Here is a 16,110-nt window from a genome sequence, read left to right as displayed (position 1 = left end):
AGTATTTTTCTCTTGTAAATATCAACCATTCTTCGCCCGAAATGCGACAATAACCTTATGGATCTCATCGATAACATTATGGCGCGCGTGGTAGCCGCCGGTGCCGAAGGAGTGAAAATCAGCGCTCTGGCCTCGGAGTTTAACATGCGCAGCCACCAAATTTTCATGCTCTTCCGCCCGCTCCCTGCCCGCACTGAGATTACTTTTACCACGAATGAGCAGGGTGAAGTTACCGTTGCTGAGCGTGACCAGCGCCTTTCCGCTCTCAACGCGATGGTCTTACGCGATCCAGATCATTTTCCGAGTATATATTTCGCCGCATTGAATGCCGAGGACGGTGAAGATTTCGAGGGCGACGACGCCGCAGACCATCGCGAGTCTCTCCGCCGTCTTCCTCATGACGACGCTACTAAGCTTGACGCCGAATTTGCCGACGATCTCGTCATCGACCGCAATACGATCGTGGGTAATCTAGAACTCACATTTGACGAGCTATGTGGTCTCTACGAATACGTAGCCAGTGCTGGTGCCTCCGGATTCATCGATCCAAAGCAGGCCACCAACCTAGGAGAAAAGCTTTTCGCCGCCATACCGGACTATATTCGCCCATGGTTAAAGTCGCCGTCTGGCCCGCTCGATTCTGACCAGCGCCGCGTTCGGATCATCTACAAAATCATCCGCACTGCCATGACCGAATTTCGCGCGGTAAAAATTGTGTACATGAGCGAAGATTCGCGGCTCACTGTGCGCACGATTCGTCCATTTCGCTTTATTCCCACCCAAACCGGAATTCTTGTGTATTCACACTGCTACCTGCGTGAAAGTCTGCGTCACTTCCGGCTCGATCGCATCATCTCCGCAATCGTTGTGGAGGACGCCGTCGTCGAAACGGAGTAGGAGCGTTGTGGATCCCGTTTCGAATATCGTCGGAAACGTGCTTAGTTTGTCGTATCGTGTGGAGATTGAGAGCGTAAATAGGCGCGGCGACGACTTTGTGCAGGAGCTGTAGCCTTGACAAGTCCCATTTCAATCAACTCGCGAAGGATAGGACGTAATGCATTCGCAGTGCGTTGGGTTGCGATGGAGATGTCGTGCACCTTGAGTGGTGTGTCGTATGAAAGTGCTTCTAGGACTTCACGCAGAAGGTCAAGCACATAGTCAAGATATTCAGTGGTGGAAGCCATATAACTGCGCCTAGGGGAGTGTGCGGATACGGAAAGCCCACAAGCCGTCGTACGAATGTCATCACCAGCAAGCGACGACGCGGATACCAAAGTCGCTATACATCGTAGCGTTTTCGTTGACGTTATGTGATACGGATGTCTCTGGGGTAAGTGAGTCGCTCCGTCGTCGTCTCGTGAAGAAACCTGCGACGTACCTCAATCCAATATCCGGTGTCCTGGTTCTGTGCCGGTATTCATAGTTCGACTTAAATATCCACCTAATGAAGAAAAGTATGTATACTGAATCTATCAGCGCCCTCCCAAGGTTACTGACCAGAAATATTTTGGTCTTCCTAAAATGCGGAGGGCCAATCTGTACCTTTTGGGGAATCATGCCTGGAGAAAAACCGTTTCTTTCGTTAGATGACCAGCTCAAACTGCTGCAAGATCGAGGGCTGCTTGTCACAACGCCTGAAAGTGCGAAGAGTTTTTTGAAGACCAATAACTACTATCGATTCTCGGGATATGCGAGGGAGTTCCAAGAGGATCCCCGAAATGGCGATAACAAATTTGTTGACGGTGTGTCTTTTGAAAAAATTCAAGAGTTAATGGAATGCGACAGGCAACTGCGCCGTTTACTGCTTCAAGCTTTAGAGTATATCGAAATATCCGTAAGGTCTGCTTTTGCTTATCAAGCAGGGAAAGTCTATGGAAACCAAGCTTTCTACTTAAATCCGTCAGAGTATGTATCTCAGACACAAGATCTTGAAAAATTTATTTCAAAGCTTGAACATCAGCTCTCTCGGAAAAATCAGCCTACAGTTGAGCGTTATGCCCCCAATGGTGACTACTCGGCCCTCCCTATCTGGGTTGCGGTAGAGACCATGAGTTTTGGATCTTTGGTGAGAATATGCCAATACATTGCGAAACCACAAGTAGTTTTGGATACAGCTGATTCGCTTTCGATTACTCGACAAAGTTTTTCCGATACTTTGCATGCCTTTTTAAGCCTTCGAAATCGTTGTGCTCATTATGGTCAACTATGGAATCGTTCATTTGATATTGCCTTCAAAGTGCAAGGAAAAGAAAAACGTTGTGCACCACCGTTTTCACATCCAGGAAGTTACGGCGGTATCTTAGTAATTAGACGATGGCTGAAAGCTCTCAATATCTGTGAGTCGTGGTTCGAAGAGGTAGAAAATCTGCTCAATAGCAACGTGCTATATCAACAGGGCATCCTAACGCCGCGAATGAAGTGACCTCCTACGGGTCACTATTGTGGTGTCAAGCAGTTAGTGCAATATTGAGAGGCTCGCGCCCCCGTTTTCGCCCTGAATCTCCCGAACAAAAAATATAGAATAAATGTGTGCTGGCGGTTGGAACGTGTGTGCTAAATGTGCATGTTTTGACCGTGACGTGCATATAGTGAACATTGCTCGGTTTGCCCTGCCGGCACGCTAGTCGTGAGGCATGACTAGCGCGGCAGGTCAGGCTATGTTCTCCGATACTCACACGGAAGGGAAAGCCATGAATTTCGACGATCTTAAAAATAAAGCTGCCGAAGCATTAGACAACATCAAGAACGACGAAGAGAAAACTGATCAGGCGCTCGACGCAATTCACGACGCTACAGACAAGCTCACCGGTGGCAAATTCACCGACAAGCTTGATTCTGCACGCGACGCAGCCGACGACAAACTCGGTTCAGAATAAGCATCCACTTCTCACCAGGTAAGCTACTGGGTACCTTACTGCGCTACTTACTGTGCTGCTTGCCGGGCAAGTTTTTGCGCAATTTACTGGGTCGTTCGCTGCGCCGCGCGTTGTAGCGCCTGTTGTGCCGCCTATCGCGCGACTTATCGCGGCTTATTTCGCCACGGCGTTATTAATGAGATCCACGCTCTCGCTGGGGTGATCCACGCTCACGATAAGCTGATTGAAGTGTTCGCCGGGCGCTAGCTGAATCACGATGGCATTCTCATAGCCGCTCACGTTCCAGAAGTTGCGCATGCCGTCAATATGGAAGGTGCCTGCAAGTTTATTGCCGCAGCGCAAACCAGGTGCGCGCATCCCTTTTGGCTCATGGCGCATGCCTGGATCGTGCGTGGCTCCGCGTACGTTACGCAGTGGCACTCGCACTTCGTTTTTCAAGCTCCACAATTTGTTGATTCCGCACGGGCGTACGACCAGCTCGGTAGGCGTGACGAAGATTTTGGTGGTAGTCATTTTTCCTCGTTTCTCTGTGTGGACGACGCCGCTGTGGTTGCGTCTTTGGTGACGGTTTCGTAGGTGGTTTTGTCGGCGGTTTCGTTGATGGAATCGTTAGCTGCAATGCCTGCGCGTTTCAACAGTGCTCGGCCAAGCACAGCTTCGATATTTTCTGCACCTTGTTGGTTCGCGCTGTTACCAGTGGAATCGCCGATGGCGTCGTTGATCGCGCCGCTAATAGCATCTCGTACGCTTGGATTTTCTGGTGCGATGTCAAATAGTGCTACCAGCAAGATCTCAAGATTCTCGCTGTTGCTGAGACTGAGCAGGGCGTTTTCTAATACCTGCATGAACAGCCCGTGTTTGCTGCCGAACGTGTTGTACAAGCTGCCGCGGTGTATGCCGGTGGCTGCGACGACGTCGTCAATCGACGTCGCTTCATAGCCTTTGGTACGAAACAAGCGTGCGCTCGCTGCCAGCGCTTGCGCCGTATCGAATGATCTATTTCTACCCATGTTTTAAGAATAATCATTCAAGAATGAATAGTCAAGAATAATTTGGCAAAAAGTTGGGGCGATAAACGCAACATCTGAATATATTTCAAGAAGTTGCGTCTATCGCCCCAAGAATCTGCGCTTCGCCCGGCTAACCCGCGCGACGCCCGCCTAAGCGGCGCTAGCTCACTGCCGGATCAAGTAATCGAACGCTCCGAGCGAAGCATTTGCGCCAGCTCCAAGCGAGATCACTACTTGCTTGTACGGGATGTCGGTAACGTCACCAGCTGCGAAAACACCGGCCATTGAAGTGGCATTTCGCCCGTCAACCACCACGGCGCCGCGCTTGAGCTCAAGCGTGCCATCGAGCCACTCGGCATTCGGAATTAGACCGATCTGTACAAAGATACCGTTAACGGGCACTTCGTGTAGCTCGCCATCGGCGTCCTTGTAGGTTATTCCGGTTACGCCGGATTCGTCCCCCTCAACGCTTTGCAACGCAGCGGACGTAATCACGCTGGTATTGCTCAGCGAATCGAGCTTCTTCAGCAGCACATCGTCTGCCTTGAGCTCGGGCATTAGCTCCACAACGGTCACGTGCTCGGCAATCCCAGCCAAGTCGATCGCTGCCTCAATCGCGGAGTTGCCTCCACCAATTACAGCGAGCGGCTTGCCCTTGAACAGCGGTCCGTCGCAATGCGGGCAGAAACTTACGCCGTTATTGCGGTACTCGCTTTCGCCCGGTACGCCTGTAGTGCGGAAACGCGCGCCCGTCGTGACGATCACGCTCTTGCCGCGCAGCGTAACGCCGCCGGAAAAATCGATCGCGAACAACCCGGCGTCGTCCTTGTTGTGCAGCTTCTCGGCGAGCAGGCCGGTCATGATCTCCACGCCGTAGCTGCGCATCGACTGCTCAAGCTCGCTGCCGAGCGCTGTGCCGCCGATCTTGTCGATCACCGTGAGGTTTTCAATCGAGGCCGTATCGAGTACCTGACCACCCACATTTTCTGTGGCCACTCCAACACGCAGGCCTTTTCGAGCAGCGTAGACGGCCGCCGTCGCACCCGCCGGTCCGCCACCAACGATGAGCACGTCGAACGGTTCGGAAGCGTTGAGCCTCTCGGCGCGCTTGGTATGCGATCCGGTGTCGAGTTTCGCGAGAATCTCCTGGAAGCCCATGCGTCCCTGGCCAAACGGCTCTCCGTCCATGAAGACGGCGGGCACCGCTTTGATGCCGCGCGCGTTCACTTCGTCTTGGAAAGCGCCGCCCTCAACTGCGGTGTGCTTGATCAGCGGATTGAGGATCGAGATCGAGTTGAGCGACTGCACCACGGTCGGGCAGTTTTGGCAGGTGAGAGACATATACGTGACAAACTCATGGGGCTCGTCGATGGCCTTGATCGCCTCAATAACGTCCTCATCCGCACGCACAGGGTGCCCGCCAACCTGCACCATCGCCAATACGAAGCTTGAGAATTCCTCGCCCATTGGCAAGCCAGCGATTCGCACAGACACGTCTGAGTTCACCCGGGAGATGGCGAACGACGGCGTGCGCTCGTGAGCTACCTCAGTAAACTCGATGAGATCCGACAGTTGCGCAACTTGGTTGAGCATCTCACGCATCTGCTGGGAGCGCTTTGAATCGTCGAGCGAAGCCTCGAAGCGAATCGGCAGCTTAATATTGGTAACTAAGCTTTTGAGCTGGTTGATTGTGTTGTCGTCGAGAAACATCAGAGCTTTCCGGAAAGGTCGAATGAAGGAGCGAGCGTTTCTTCGCCTTCTTCCCACTTAGCTGGGCAAACTTCGCCTGGGTGGTTGTAGATGTACTGAGCTGCCTTTACCTTGCGCAGGAGTTCGGCGGCGTTGCGGCCAACACCCTCGGAAGTGGTCTCAACGTACTGAATAACGCCGTCTGGATCGATGACGATGGTGGAGCGGTCTGCTGCGCCTTCGCCTGGGCGGAGAGTTTCGAAATCCTCTGCAATCTTGCAGGTAGGATCGCCCACCATTGGGAAAGTGATCTTGCCAATGCGCTCGGAGGAATCGTGCCAAGCCTTGTGTGAGAAGTGCTTGTCGGTCGAGAATGCGTAAACCTTCACGCCCATCTTCTCGAACTCTGCGTAGTGATCGGCCATGTCCTCAAGCTCGGTTGGGCAAACGAAGGTGAAATCGGCAGGGTAGAAGAAAAGAATTGCCCACGATCCCTTGTGGTCTTCGCTGGAAAGATCCACGAAATCGCCGTTGTGGTATGCGGTTCCTGCCCATTCGGCTGCCTTGGTGTTGATAAGCGACATCTCATTCTCCTTAGTTGAGTATTGGATTTTGTGTTGCTATTGGCTTGGGGGAGGTGCTTGCGTTTTGCTGGTTATGCGCTGTTGACTGTTGGTTTGCGTAGGCTTGTCCAGTTTTTCCGGTGTTTTATACCGACGTCGCCGGATCCGCCTTGCGTGCGCACTCGCCTCGTGTTGTTTCTGCGTTGCGTCAACTCTCCAACTCTTCCAAACTGGAATAGTTCCAGATAGCATGTATTACTCTACCGTGGCGTGCGGAAATTGCCAAGGTGTGCAGTGCTATTGTTTGTTCGCGGTCCGTGAATCGTGGAGTGCATCGGGAGATTTCTTGGATTCGAGCACCTTTGTCTTGGGTGATTACGTCTCTAGTGTTGACCGACAATCCAAAGCCGCAACTGGCTCCTCGAAAACTCAAATAGGCGACTTCACAAGCTCCGCGCGTCTATGAGAATCTGCGGAGGAATCAAAAACCTGCCGAGAAACCCACTGTGCGAATTGCCTGCAAAATCGCCTATTTAGAGTACGGGTATTGAGCTAAACTCAGTGCTCGTCGTAGTGCTCGCCGTGTGCTGCGTGGCGGTGACCATCGTGAATGTAATCAACGTGATCTCCGTGCTCAACAGCCTCGTGGCCGCAATCTTCGCCGTGTGCGTGCTCGGCAACGGTGTGCTCTGCAACCGCTTCGTGCTCGTCGTAGTGGTCGCCATGAAGAGCATGGTGGTGTGTGCCGTGTACGTAGTCGATGTGATCGCCGTGCTGTACTGCTTCGTGTCCGCAGTTTTCGCCGTGCTCGTGCTCGGAGACTGTGTGCTCTGCGTGAATGTCGGTGTTAGTCATGATTATCTCCTTCGGTAACGTGAATGAACGCATCCTCCACGATGTGTGCAACGTGGTGGTCGGCAAGGGAGTAAATAACTTCTTTGCCTTGGCGGGTGCCGTTCACGAGTTTCACCTGTTTTAGTGACCGCAAGTGTTGCGAGACGAGCGGTTGGGATAGTTCCGTAGTCGCTGCTAACTCGCTAACTGTGCAGTCATTTTGACTGAGAGCCCATAGTACGACCAGTCGCCCTTCGTTTCCGAGCGCCTTGAAGATTCTCGCAACCTCGGCTTGGCCGTCCAACGTTCTCATGACTCCATCCAATCATACATATAAAGATATTGCAATATGTTTATGCAACGACATCTGTTCTCAATAAGAGTCTAAAGCCAGCCGTTATCTTCGGCTAATAGTGCAGCTTGCATCCGTGTTTCGGTGTGAGTCTTGGCCATCGCCGCGCTTAAATGATTACGAACGGTGCCCTCCGAGAGGAAAACTCGCCGCGCAATATCTGAAATCCGATCCCCACTGAGCGTCAGTCGCAATAGCTCACGCTCCCGTTCGCTCAGTGGATTCGCGCCCTCAACCAGTGCCGCCGCAGCCAGGCTGGGATCAATAACGCGTTCTCCTTGATTGAGACGACGGATCGCGGTGGCGAGCTCGCGCGCAGGAGTCTCTTTGACCATAAATCCGAGCGCGCCCGCATCGAGTGCACGTCGCATATAGCCAGGCCGCCCAAATGTGGTCAAGACGAGGCATTTCACCTGCGGATACTTTTCGTGTACGAGTTTCGCAGCTTCAATTCCGGAGCAGCCCGGCATTTCAATATCCAAAATAGCGACGTCGACGCCGGTTCCACGAGTGCTCTCGTGCGCACCAGTACTTTCGTAGGAACTAGCACTTTCGTTCGCACCAGCACCATCGTGCCCATCAGCGCCATCGCATCCTCCAAAGGCTCGATCCAGGGCGGGAATCACCGCATCACCAGTGCCTACCTCTGCCACGACGTCAATATCGCCTTCTAGTGAAAGTAGCGCCGAGAGCGCGCCGCGGATCATCGCTTGGTCGTCTGCGAGTAACACCTTAATCATGCTCTGATCACTCGATTCATAGCTCAATTTTAACCTCAGTACCTGGATCGGGGCTCGAAACGCTCAGCTTGGCACCGGCGTCTTCCGCCCGATGCCGCAAACCAGACAAACCGTTACCGAAACTGTGCGAACCCATCCCAACGCCGTCGTCGCGAATAGAAATCGAAGTTTCTCGCAAGGTAACCCAAATATGCTGGGCTTTTGCATGTCTCACCGTATTGGTGACGGCTTCGCGCAACGCCCAAGCGAACAGTATGCGTGCACTGGGCGTAACCTCATCGGGGCTTCCTACCAGCGAAAATTCGATATTGGCGTCGCTTACGATGGTGCGCACAGCGTCCAGCTCATGCACCAACTGGCGCACACGCAAGCCCGAAACCGTGGACCTTACCTCGCCAATCGCCTGACGGGAGAGGTTGTAGATAGCGTCGATCTCAGCACGTGCCCGCTGCGGATCGCGCTCCACCAGCTCACGGGCTAGCTCCGATTTGAGGGCGATAGCGGTGAGTGAGTGCCCGAGCACGTCGTGCACGTCTCGCGCCACTCGTTCGCGTTCTTCAAGAGTTGCCATTTGAGTGACGAGCGCCGTCTTTTTGTTGCCGAGGATCTGGAAGAACACCGAGGCAGTCACCGCGATATAAGTTCCGATGGAACCAATCGCAATCGATAGAATTCCAAAGTCCCGTGTAAACGCGAGAATGAAGGTGTAGATCACTGGCAAACCGGAAATATAGAAATTCCACGGCATAGGTAACAAAAATATACAGATCGGCACTAGGTACACGACGTACGTAACGGCGATATCTCCTAGCAGGAAAAACTCTATTGCTGTGATGCCGATTGCCGCCAAAATCAGCGCAATAGCCTGCGGCATAAACTGCCCACGAAGAAAAATTTCATTTTTGAACGCCACAGCGAGCGATGCGCAGTAAGTGAGAATAAACAGGCCTGTGAAGCTTAGAGCTGCGTATTTGATGAGCGGCTCGTAGTGTAGTGCTGCGTAAACAGGGTAGAACAGAAAGCCGAGCCACACGAGACCGGAGATGTATCCGGCGAGCGTGCCGTGCCGTTCGATGTCGTCGGCGGGAGAATGAGGTTTAGCGTGCATAGTTATATGTGGGCCTGTAGAGATATTGGAAGGAATGGCAGATTGAGTTCTCGTGGGCGTGGGCGTGGGCGTGGGCGTGGGTGTGGGCGACGGCGTTTGCTCGGGGAGGGACGACGCCGCTCGCCTAGGAACAACGCTGCCCACCTCGTTGCGTGGCTCGCTACCGCGGTGAGCTGCGCCGTCGTGCTCATGGACGTTAGTGCCGTACGAACGTCCATCAGCGCCGTCGCCTGTATGGTGTTCCGTAACGAAATCGCACGCCGTCAACGCCGAATCGGCAGGCAGATCTGCGTGCGACGCCGCAGGTAATGCCGCCGGTTCGACGTGTGGCACTACAGAACGTTCGAACTTATGTGAGCTCATGACTCCATATTAACGCGAGCGTGAACGTTTGAATGCCCAGAGTGACGCCGCAGCCAGCACGAGCGCCCAAACCGCAAAGTTGGCAACGGCAAGTTGAAGCGATTCTTGTACGGCATTTCCGTCCATACCCACATTCGCACCTTCGGCCAGCGGCCAACGGGCGATAACTCCAAAGCCATACAGCGGCGTGAACTTGGAAATCGTGAGCATCGTGCCAGAAAGTGGAACGAAAAGATTGCCCAAAAAGCTCAGCACCACGAGCGTGCCGGTGGCAATTGTAGTGCCGCTGTCCGATTTCAGTGCCAGACCGAAAAACAGACCGTACAACGCCATCACTAGTGCACCTGCGAGGATAAGCACGAAGCTCAGCGCCCACACCCGCGCCGGAGCTTCGGACGTGGTCACAAACCCAGTGAGGTAAATTGCGAGCATGGGCAGGAGTGCAAACAAGCCAGCTACCACTACTTTTACTAATACATATTGCGAATCGCGCAGGGGAGTGAGCGCGATCTGCCGTCCCCAGCCCTGCATGCGCTCAACCGCGGCGTTGGAAGCTAGTGCTACGGTCACCGACGTAGCGCCGTACAGAGCCATATTGATCATCGTCATCATCGCGACGTTCCCGTTGCCGAATGGAAACTCCGCATACGACGTAGTAGTTCCGAAAATAATAAACATGAGCAGCGGAATTCCCAGCACAAAGATAGTGCCAGAATCGCGTAGCGCGCGTTTGAAATCGATGGAAATAAGGGTTGGAATTTTCATAAGGCGTTCTCCGAGGTGAGTGAAACGAATGCGTCGTCGAGCGAAGGAGTTGCGATTTCGAGGCTGTGGACGCCTGGGGTTGCGAGTAACTCTCGCGCGAAATTATCTGAATCGGCACTCAGTGCTGTGTGGCTTTCGCCGTCTTGAATCCAATTGACGCGCCGCTGACCAGTGATATTGCGTATTTCGCTCACCGAACCGTCCGAAACGATCTTGCCGCGGTTCATCAATACGATACGATCAGCGAAATCTTGTGCCTCTTCGAGATAATGGGTGGCGAAAATGACGGTGCGTCCTGCGGTGGCTTCCTCGCGCATAGTGGTCCAAAAATCTCGACGCCCGCTCACATCCATGCCGGTAGTTGGCTCGTCGAGAATCAGCAGCTCGGGATTGGGAAGAAGAGCAAGAGCGAATTTGAGGCGCTGTTGCTCGCCGCCGGAGCACTTTGAAATCTTGCGATTGGCAAGGTGGGAGATGCCGGCGCGCTCAAGTGCCGCGCGTCCGAGAGTCGGCTTATTGTACGTGGCCGCGATATAATCCACAGTTTCGCCAACGCGCATGTCACGCAGGAGGCCGCCCGTTTGGAGCAGGGCGCTTATCTTTCCTTCGATGACGGCGGTGCGTGGGCTCGCGCCCAAGACTTCGATTTGTCCTTCGCTCGGCTTCGTTAATCCGAGAATCATATCAATTGTGGTAGTTTTACCTGCGCCATTGGGACCAAGGAGTGCTACCACTTCGCCTGGTAAAATACTGAGATTGATGCCGGCAACGGCTGTTACCTTTGCTCCGATACCAAAAGTTTTCACCACATTGGTCAGTTTTATGCTCATACCCCAATTATGGTGGGGCTGCGCAGATCGCTGGAAGTGTGAGGTGTAAGGATATGGGCATGACAGATGTCATGCCTCGAGTGAGGAGAAGTGGGTGACGGGAGCGGGGGACTTCCGTAACTTAGGCGATCTTTGGGGTATCGCGCTATATAAGCGCGATAGATAAGTCGGCGCCTAAGTTAGGACAAAGGTTAGCGGCACGCTGGCTCATAACTATGAAAATAGGCGTGCCATCAGCTCGGTAGCCTTGTTGTCTAGGCCGATAGAGTGCAGGTACGTCACGTACTCATCAATGAGGGTTTCGAAAGCCTTGGAATTGCGAGTACTGGTGAATGTTTCTAGAGCTGCTTCGTAATGACGTTGAGATGCCTGAGAATCAGTTGACGTACACAGTTGTGCTGCCAAAGCTTGCGACGATCCGGCAGAATTCGTATCTCCTGCCTCGGAAAATGCTCTAGCTGCGGCAAGTGCCAGCTCAATCGCTCGGTTAAGCAAGTCGTTTTCTTTGTGCTGAGCGCAATTGCCCGACTTCCCAAATATACTGTGCTCATCAACCTCGCCAAGCTGACCAACTGGGGCGAGATCCTCGCTCATCTCCTGTTCAGCGCCATTACCAGCATGTTCAGCTTCGGCTGCAACAGCTGCACAAATTCGGGCGTTAAGATCAATGAGTCGAGCCTTGTTCCAGGCGTATTCTTTGCTAGCGCGCTCGGCGTAATCGCCAATCATCTCGGCAGTGTCTGGCTCGGTGAGACGCTTCTCGATATTAGCAGCTGCACTCGTGAGCTGATGTACAGCATTGATTTTCTCAGCACAGGCACACCAAGCAGCAAGAATATCGATTAGCGCCGCGCTTGGAATATCTCCCACCAAAAGCAGCGGCCATGCGCGGTCAAATAAGTCACACGCCTGGGAAAACTCCTGAATCAAGGTATTGCACTGGGCGCAATCGGCATAAGCAATGCCGGCTCCGGCTAAATCCCCAGCTTCTTCGCGCAGCGTAGCTGCGCGAAGGTAGGTTTTGGCTGCCAAGTCGTACTCTTTGCGCGAAGCCAGTCTGTCGGCCTTGGTGTAGACGGCATCGGCGTTTTCGTTGTCTGTAGCAGTTTCGTCAGTGCCAGCCGTTGAGCTTGCCGTTTTGCCCGAGTCGGTTCCTGCGGTATCACTAGCACCGCCACCGTCACCAGTACCGTCATCAGCTGTGCCAACACCTGCACCGACGCCGGTTGTGTCGCCACTAACACCTGCTTCAGTGGATGCAGCGCCAGCAGCACCAACGCCGTCACTACCAGCACCAACATCTGAACCAGCAGTCTTTGTCGTCGCTGCGCCCGCCGCGTCTCTCGCTGCACCTGCAGCATTCGTTTCTGCACCTGCAGCTGCTTTCGCCGCCTCAGCAGCTGCCTGTTCGAGCCGCTCAGTAGAAAAGTCCAGTTTAGCGGCTTGTTTAGCAGTCTGCGCCCGCTCGAGAATCTCAGTGAAACGAGTGTTTTCTGCACGTCGATCAAAAGCCTGCGCAAGTGGCGTCGCTTGGTCGATTGCCCATGTGAGCAGCTCGCCAACGGTTTTGCCTTCACGAATCGAGGTTGGCGTTTGAGCCTGATCCATATTGGCGGACAAGCCCTTAATCACAGAAATCAACCAGTCGAAGCGCGTACCAGGATCGATCTGCCCAGCAAATGCCGGCCGCCCACGGTCTCGCAGCAGTCGCAGTGCTCGCTCGAGCGCGCCACCACGGGCAAGAATTTCAAATTCAGGGCCAACATCGTAACAATCCAACACCGTATTATCGCGATTAGCTTGCGCATGCAGCAGGTGTAGCGCGGCTTGCGCGCCGTCGCCCAATTCCAAAAACGCCAGCGCACGGTAACGCATGGTAGTAGCCGGCTCGCGGTTACAACCCACGCTCTGAGGAACGCCCACCTCAATTGCCTCGCGGAACTTGCCGCGATTCACCAAATGGGCAACCAAGCTGCCATACCTGCACGCAGCACAATCCATCGGATCCTCACCGTGTGCCAGCCAAGCGCTACGCCAACGCTCAGCTGCGGCGTCGTCGCCAATATGGTTCGCCCAACCAAATTCTGCCTTGTCCACGGCAACGCTACTATGACCAGCCAGCGCAAAACGCCTGCGCATATCGTCGAGCATCGCCCGTGCTTGCGCTTTCGAGATTTGTGGATAGGAGGTCAAGGCCTCGGCGATCCACTTAAACTCCCAAAACAGATTTTGTTGATCCTGCTCATCAAAGTATTCTGGGTGCTCATCCCACATCCGCAATAGCTGTGAAAATGACGCGAAACCGTGGTGTGAAGCCGGGCCGAAAGTGTATGCTTCCACGAGCTCGAGCAATGCCCACGGCAACTTCTGTTCCGGTCCATCGGTCGACAGCGTGCGTACAATCCACTCAGTTGCCGTGGTGCGGGCAAGACCGTAGGGGAGCTGACGCACTTGCCACAGCCGCCGTGCGGCTTCTTCCTCAGTCCACATATTCGTTATCTTTCTTTAAGTGCCGAGTCGAGCAAAATATTGAGCGAGTCGTTGAGCAGGGAGGTTTCAATTCCATTCAGCCCCTCGCCCGACTGCATTACCGCCGTCAGGTACAGCGCAAAGACGCCGGATGCGAAGGCTTCGTGTTGAGGTTCGGTGAAAAGACGACGCACGGTTGCGTTCGCGTCGTTGAAGACGACGGTGCGCGTGTAGTGCTTTGCATTTGCCGAAAAGCCTGCGCCGTTACCAGCACCCATACCCGAGCCAATCCCAGCGCCAGAACCAGCACCAATACCGCTTTCATCGTTACCGTTGCCTGCAGTATCGCCGCTGGTTATGTCGTCGATACCATCCAAAGTGAACGAGGCAAGCAGACCGTCCCACAGATCACCTGCGGCTTCTACTTCCTCATCGAAACTGCGCTGGCGCTCAGCGTCTACATCGTGCAAGAGAATTGCTGGAACGTCGTCGGGCTGGAAAGAGCGCACGTCAACGGCGCAGTCATGACTCGCCAGAATCTCCTGAGCACGTTCGCGTGCAGCAGCAACGGCATCGATCCGATCTGGCGAAATTAGTTCGAGCACCGCCGTCACATCACGCGGACTCAGCTCTTTGACCTGCCACGTCGGTTTTTGTTGCAGCCGAGATATGAGATCGAGGTCGTACACATAGCCGGCATTGACTACCAGCAAGCCTTCGGCTCGCGCCACCGGCGCAATGCGTTTATAGGATTCCACAGTTGCCGCATAGAGCAGCGCACCTGCCTCAGTCCCATTCCGCCGCGAATGAGCAGCAAATTCTGCCGACTCAGGGCTCGCCGAAATCTCTCGCACTTGCTCAAGGGTGAGCATTCCTTGTGTGGTTTCAAAAGGCACCGCTTTGGTGACCACTTCAAGCATCGCGTCACTTTGGAGAGCCATCGCCCGAAGTGCAAGATGATGCGTAGATATGAATTGTGCCTTTTGCGTGGAATCGCCATCAATGGTGGCAGTGATCCAGTTGATGATCTGATCGCCGAGCGCTTCGCGCACGAGCAGGAGGATTTCGTCGTCGCGTAGCTGTTCGCGAGAGGCGGTCGGCGCGAGCGCATCGGCATTGACGACGGCGCGCACGAAGAACGACCAGTCCGGCAGGATGGAGTCAATCCGCGAACCTACCAGCATATTCTTTACGTACACGCGATGTCGGCCCGAGCCTGGTGCCACTGCTTGCGGAAGTACGAATGCCACTCCGCTCACGCCTGCCAGCGGCACATTGAGATCAATCATTGCCAGCGGGGTAAAGCCAAACACTGATTCGGCATAACTGCGAAGTGCCTGATTACGCCGTGCGTCGCTCTCGTAAGTCTCCTGCCACGGAAGCATACCAGCCGTGATGCGCTGCCATTTGAACTCCGCGCCAACCCGCAGGCGAACCTGCACGTTAAACGGCAACAAAGAGCCATAATCTCGGCTGAGCGATACCACAGTTTCTTCGGCAACCCAGTTGCGCGTGTCGGGCCGAGCGCGCAGCCGCACCTGGCTACCTACGGGAATATCGCCGTCCACGTCGAAAACTTGGAATGTGCCGTCGGCTTTTCCAAGCCAACGAACTGGCGTGGAATCTGGCAGGGCAGAGCGCGAGATCACCTCGATTTCGTCGGCGATCAAGAAAGCCGCAAGCATGCCGATGCCGAATTGCCCGAGGAATTCCGCCCGCCCAGCGCCAAGTAACTCGTCGCGTTTGGAGGTGCGCCCAATTGTGGCGAGGAATTCGGCAGTCTGAGCTTTGGTTAAGCCGATTCCGGTATCGGTTACCGTTACGCCTGAGCCATCTTCCCACGGTTCGATTTTTACCGACGCCGGTGCATCCGGTTCGATTTCACGCCGAGCCGTGATTGCATCAACTGCATTTTGGAGCAGCTCACGCACGTAAACTTGAGGGCCAGAGTAGAGGTTTTTGGAAAGCAGCTCAACAAGGCCTCCAAGATCAACTTTGAATCTTTCGGAAGTCACTCGGTTGGCATTCCTTCGGGGAAGGTTTCGGCAAGCTTTTCAAACAGCGACGAGCCAGTGGTTACTGCACACAGTAGATGCTGGCGGAGCTGATCGTCGGTCAAACCGAATTCATAATCCACCGAATGCTCGCAATTCACGCGCACGGCGTCTTCTTCCTCGTTGTAGAAAGAATAGGCTTTTGGCCAGATGGTTTCGCGGTTCCAGTTCATAACAAACTGGTTGACGTCGTCCAACTTAGCTCCTGGCAATGTGCCGTACCAAGTGCCGCGCACGATCAACACCTCGGCATTGTTTCCCGTGATTCCAAAGAGGAAATAGCCGTGTTCCCAGCCGCCGAGCACGTCGCCGTCGTCGTCCACCTGGTAGTTCCACTCAAGCGAATCGAGAATCTGCTTAATGCGCTCGCGACTGATGGGCTGCAAGCCTCCGGTGGGCGTAGCGTTATCAAAAAATCCCATGCTAGATCCTGTCTGTTTGGTAAACACGCGCAAGT

17 protein-coding genes are annotated in these 16,110 nt (G+C 54.1%); 3 read left to right on the top strand and 14 right to left on the bottom strand.

Annotated elements, in window-relative coordinates:
* Positions 1-57 precede the first annotated feature (57 nt).
* Entirely contained in the window at positions 58-897 is an 840-nt protein-coding gene (locus EZJ44_RS01160; protein WP_131279292.1) for a helix-turn-helix transcriptional regulator, read from the top strand.
* A gap of 41 nt (positions 898-938) precedes the next feature.
* Here the strand turns inward: EZJ44_RS01160 and EZJ44_RS01155 are convergent, their stop codons facing one another.
* Positions 939-1,184: a hypothetical protein gene (locus EZJ44_RS01155; protein WP_131279290.1), complete on the bottom strand. Its 246-nt coding sequence runs from the start codon at positions 1,182-1,184 to the stop codon at positions 939-941.
* A gap of 371 nt (positions 1,185-1,555) precedes the next feature.
* On the opposite strand from EZJ44_RS01155, the gene EZJ44_RS01150 reads away from it, so the two are divergent.
* Together EZJ44_RS01150 and EZJ44_RS01145 are read left to right on the top strand one after the other, a co-directional pair.
* Positions 1,556-2,422 carry an Abi family protein gene (locus EZJ44_RS01150; protein ID WP_165496057.1) on the top strand — a complete coding sequence of 289 codons (867 nt, stop codon included), beginning with the start codon at positions 1,556-1,558 and terminating at the stop codon, positions 2,420-2,422.
* Between the two features lie 211 nt (positions 2,423-2,633).
* Positions 2,634-2,876 carry an antitoxin gene (locus EZJ44_RS01145; protein ID WP_338324609.1) on the top strand — a complete coding sequence of 81 codons (243 nt, stop codon included), beginning with the start codon at positions 2,634-2,636 and terminating at the stop codon, positions 2,874-2,876.
* A gap of 153 nt (positions 2,877-3,029) precedes the next feature.
* Here the strand turns inward: EZJ44_RS01145 and EZJ44_RS01140 are convergent, their stop codons facing one another.
* The 13 genes from EZJ44_RS01140 to EZJ44_RS01080 all read right to left on the bottom strand — a co-directional run bounded on the left by EZJ44_RS01140 (position 3,030) and on the right by EZJ44_RS01080 (position 16,075).
* Positions 3,030-3,389, bottom strand: coding sequence for a hypothetical protein (locus EZJ44_RS01140; protein ID WP_131279286.1), 360 nt, complete (start codon positions 3,387-3,389; stop codon positions 3,030-3,032).
* Complete coding sequence (locus EZJ44_RS01135) at positions 3,386-3,886, bottom strand: TetR/AcrR family transcriptional regulator (RefSeq protein WP_131279284.1); 501 nt, start codon at positions 3,884-3,886, stop codon at positions 3,386-3,388. Before EZJ44_RS01135 ends, EZJ44_RS01140 begins: the two co-directional genes overlap by 4 nt.
* Before the next feature lie 165 nt (positions 3,887-4,051).
* Complete coding sequence (ahpF, locus tag EZJ44_RS01130; protein WP_131279282.1) at positions 4,052-5,596, bottom strand: alkyl hydroperoxide reductase subunit F; 1,545 nt, start codon at positions 5,594-5,596, stop codon at positions 4,052-4,054.
* The gene (gene ahpC, locus EZJ44_RS01125; protein WP_131279280.1) at positions 5,596-6,159 is read right to left on the bottom strand and encodes an alkyl hydroperoxide reductase subunit C; all 564 of its coding nucleotides are present in this window, start codon (positions 6,157-6,159) and stop codon (positions 5,596-5,598) included. Before ahpC ends, ahpF begins: the two co-directional genes overlap by 1 nt.
* Positions 6,160-6,696: 537 nt before the next feature.
* Positions 6,697-6,993 (bottom strand): hypothetical protein, encoded by a 297-nt coding sequence (locus EZJ44_RS01120; RefSeq protein ID WP_131279278.1) that lies wholly within the window; start codon positions 6,991-6,993, stop codon positions 6,697-6,699.
* Positions 6,986-7,285, bottom strand: a complete 300-nt coding sequence (locus EZJ44_RS01115) for an ArsR/SmtB family transcription factor (RefSeq protein ID WP_131279276.1) — start codon at positions 7,283-7,285, stop codon at positions 6,986-6,988. Before EZJ44_RS01115 ends, EZJ44_RS01120 begins: the two co-directional genes overlap by 8 nt.
* A gap of 71 nt (positions 7,286-7,356) precedes the next feature.
* A complete protein-coding gene (locus EZJ44_RS01110) occupies positions 7,357-8,064 on the bottom strand; it encodes a response regulator transcription factor (RefSeq protein ID WP_131279274.1) in 708 nt (235 codons plus the stop codon).
* A gap of 16 nt (positions 8,065-8,080) precedes the next feature.
* The gene (locus EZJ44_RS01105) at positions 8,081-9,535 is read right to left on the bottom strand and encodes a sensor histidine kinase (protein WP_131279272.1); all 1,455 of its coding nucleotides are present in this window, start codon (positions 9,533-9,535) and stop codon (positions 8,081-8,083) included.
* A gap of 9 nt (positions 9,536-9,544) precedes the next feature.
* Positions 9,545-10,300 (bottom strand): ABC transporter permease, encoded by a 756-nt coding sequence (locus EZJ44_RS01100; protein WP_131279269.1) that lies wholly within the window; start codon positions 10,298-10,300, stop codon positions 9,545-9,547.
* Positions 10,297-11,130 carry an ABC transporter ATP-binding protein gene (locus EZJ44_RS01095; protein WP_131279267.1) on the bottom strand — a complete coding sequence of 278 codons (834 nt, stop codon included), beginning with the start codon at positions 11,128-11,130 and terminating at the stop codon, positions 10,297-10,299. Before EZJ44_RS01095 ends, EZJ44_RS01100 begins: the two co-directional genes overlap by 4 nt.
* Positions 11,131-11,343: 213 nt before the next feature.
* A complete protein-coding gene (locus EZJ44_RS01090) occupies positions 11,344-13,620 on the bottom strand; it encodes a hypothetical protein (protein WP_131279265.1) in 2,277 nt (758 codons plus the stop codon).
* Between the two features lie 5 nt (positions 13,621-13,625).
* Positions 13,626-15,614, bottom strand: a complete 1,989-nt coding sequence (locus tag EZJ44_RS01085; protein WP_131279263.1) for an HSP90 family protein — start codon at positions 15,612-15,614, stop codon at positions 13,626-13,628.
* A complete protein-coding gene (locus tag EZJ44_RS01080) occupies positions 15,611-16,075 on the bottom strand; it encodes a type III secretion system chaperone family protein (RefSeq protein WP_131279261.1) in 465 nt (154 codons plus the stop codon). Before EZJ44_RS01080 ends, EZJ44_RS01085 begins: the two co-directional genes overlap by 4 nt.
* Positions 16,076-16,110: the final 35 nt, after the last annotated feature.

The organism is Arcanobacterium bovis (assembly GCF_004331995.1).
Lineage (GTDB): Bacteria > Actinomycetota > Actinomycetes > Actinomycetales > Actinomycetaceae > Arcanobacterium_A > Arcanobacterium_A bovis.
The sequence above is the reverse complement of the archived record's forward strand: the minus strand, read 5'-3'. Positions and strand labels throughout refer to the sequence as shown.

Coding starts and splice junctions, on each gene's coding strand:
- EZJ44_RS01160 (WP_131279292.1), top strand. CDS start 58: ATGGATCTCATCGATAACATTATGGCGCGCGTGGTAGCCGCCGGTGCC.
- EZJ44_RS01155 (WP_131279290.1), bottom strand. CDS start 1,184: ATGGCTTCCACCACTGAATATCTTGACTATGTGCTTGACCTTCTGCGT.
- EZJ44_RS01150 (WP_165496057.1), top strand. CDS start 1,556: ATGCCTGGAGAAAAACCGTTTCTTTCGTTAGATGACCAGCTCAAACTG.
- EZJ44_RS01145 (WP_338324609.1), top strand. CDS start 2,634: ATGACTAGCGCGGCAGGTCAGGCTATGTTCTCCGATACTCACACGGAA.
- EZJ44_RS01140 (WP_131279286.1), bottom strand. CDS start 3,389: ATGACTACCACCAAAATCTTCGTCACGCCTACCGAGCTGGTCGTACGC.
- EZJ44_RS01135 (WP_131279284.1), bottom strand. CDS start 3,886: ATGGGTAGAAATAGATCATTCGATACGGCGCAAGCGCTGGCAGCGAGC.
- ahpF (WP_131279282.1), bottom strand. CDS start 5,596: ATGTTTCTCGACGACAACACAATCAACCAGCTCAAAAGCTTAGTTACC.
- ahpC (WP_131279280.1), bottom strand. CDS start 6,159: ATGTCGCTTATCAACACCAAGGCAGCCGAATGGGCAGGAACCGCATAC.
- EZJ44_RS01120 (WP_131279278.1), bottom strand. CDS start 6,993: ATGACTAACACCGACATTCACGCAGAGCACACAGTCTCCGAGCACGAG.
- EZJ44_RS01115 (WP_131279276.1), bottom strand. CDS start 7,285: ATGAGAACGTTGGACGGCCAAGCCGAGGTTGCGAGAATCTTCAAGGCG.
- EZJ44_RS01110 (WP_131279274.1), bottom strand. CDS start 8,064: ATGATTAAGGTGTTACTCGCAGACGACCAAGCGATGATCCGCGGCGCG.
- EZJ44_RS01105 (WP_131279272.1), bottom strand. CDS start 9,535: ATGAGCTCACATAAGTTCGAACGTTCTGTAGTGCCACACGTCGAACCG.
- EZJ44_RS01100 (WP_131279269.1), bottom strand. CDS start 10,300: ATGAAAATTCCAACCCTTATTTCCATCGATTTCAAACGCGCGCTACGC.
- EZJ44_RS01095 (WP_131279267.1), bottom strand. CDS start 11,130: ATGAGCATAAAACTGACCAATGTGGTGAAAACTTTTGGTATCGGAGCA.
- EZJ44_RS01090 (WP_131279265.1), bottom strand. CDS start 13,620: ATGTGGACTGAGGAAGAAGCCGCACGGCGGCTGTGGCAAGTGCGTCAG.
- EZJ44_RS01080 (WP_131279261.1), bottom strand. CDS start 16,075: ATGGGATTTTTTGATAACGCTACGCCCACCGGAGGCTTGCAGCCCATC.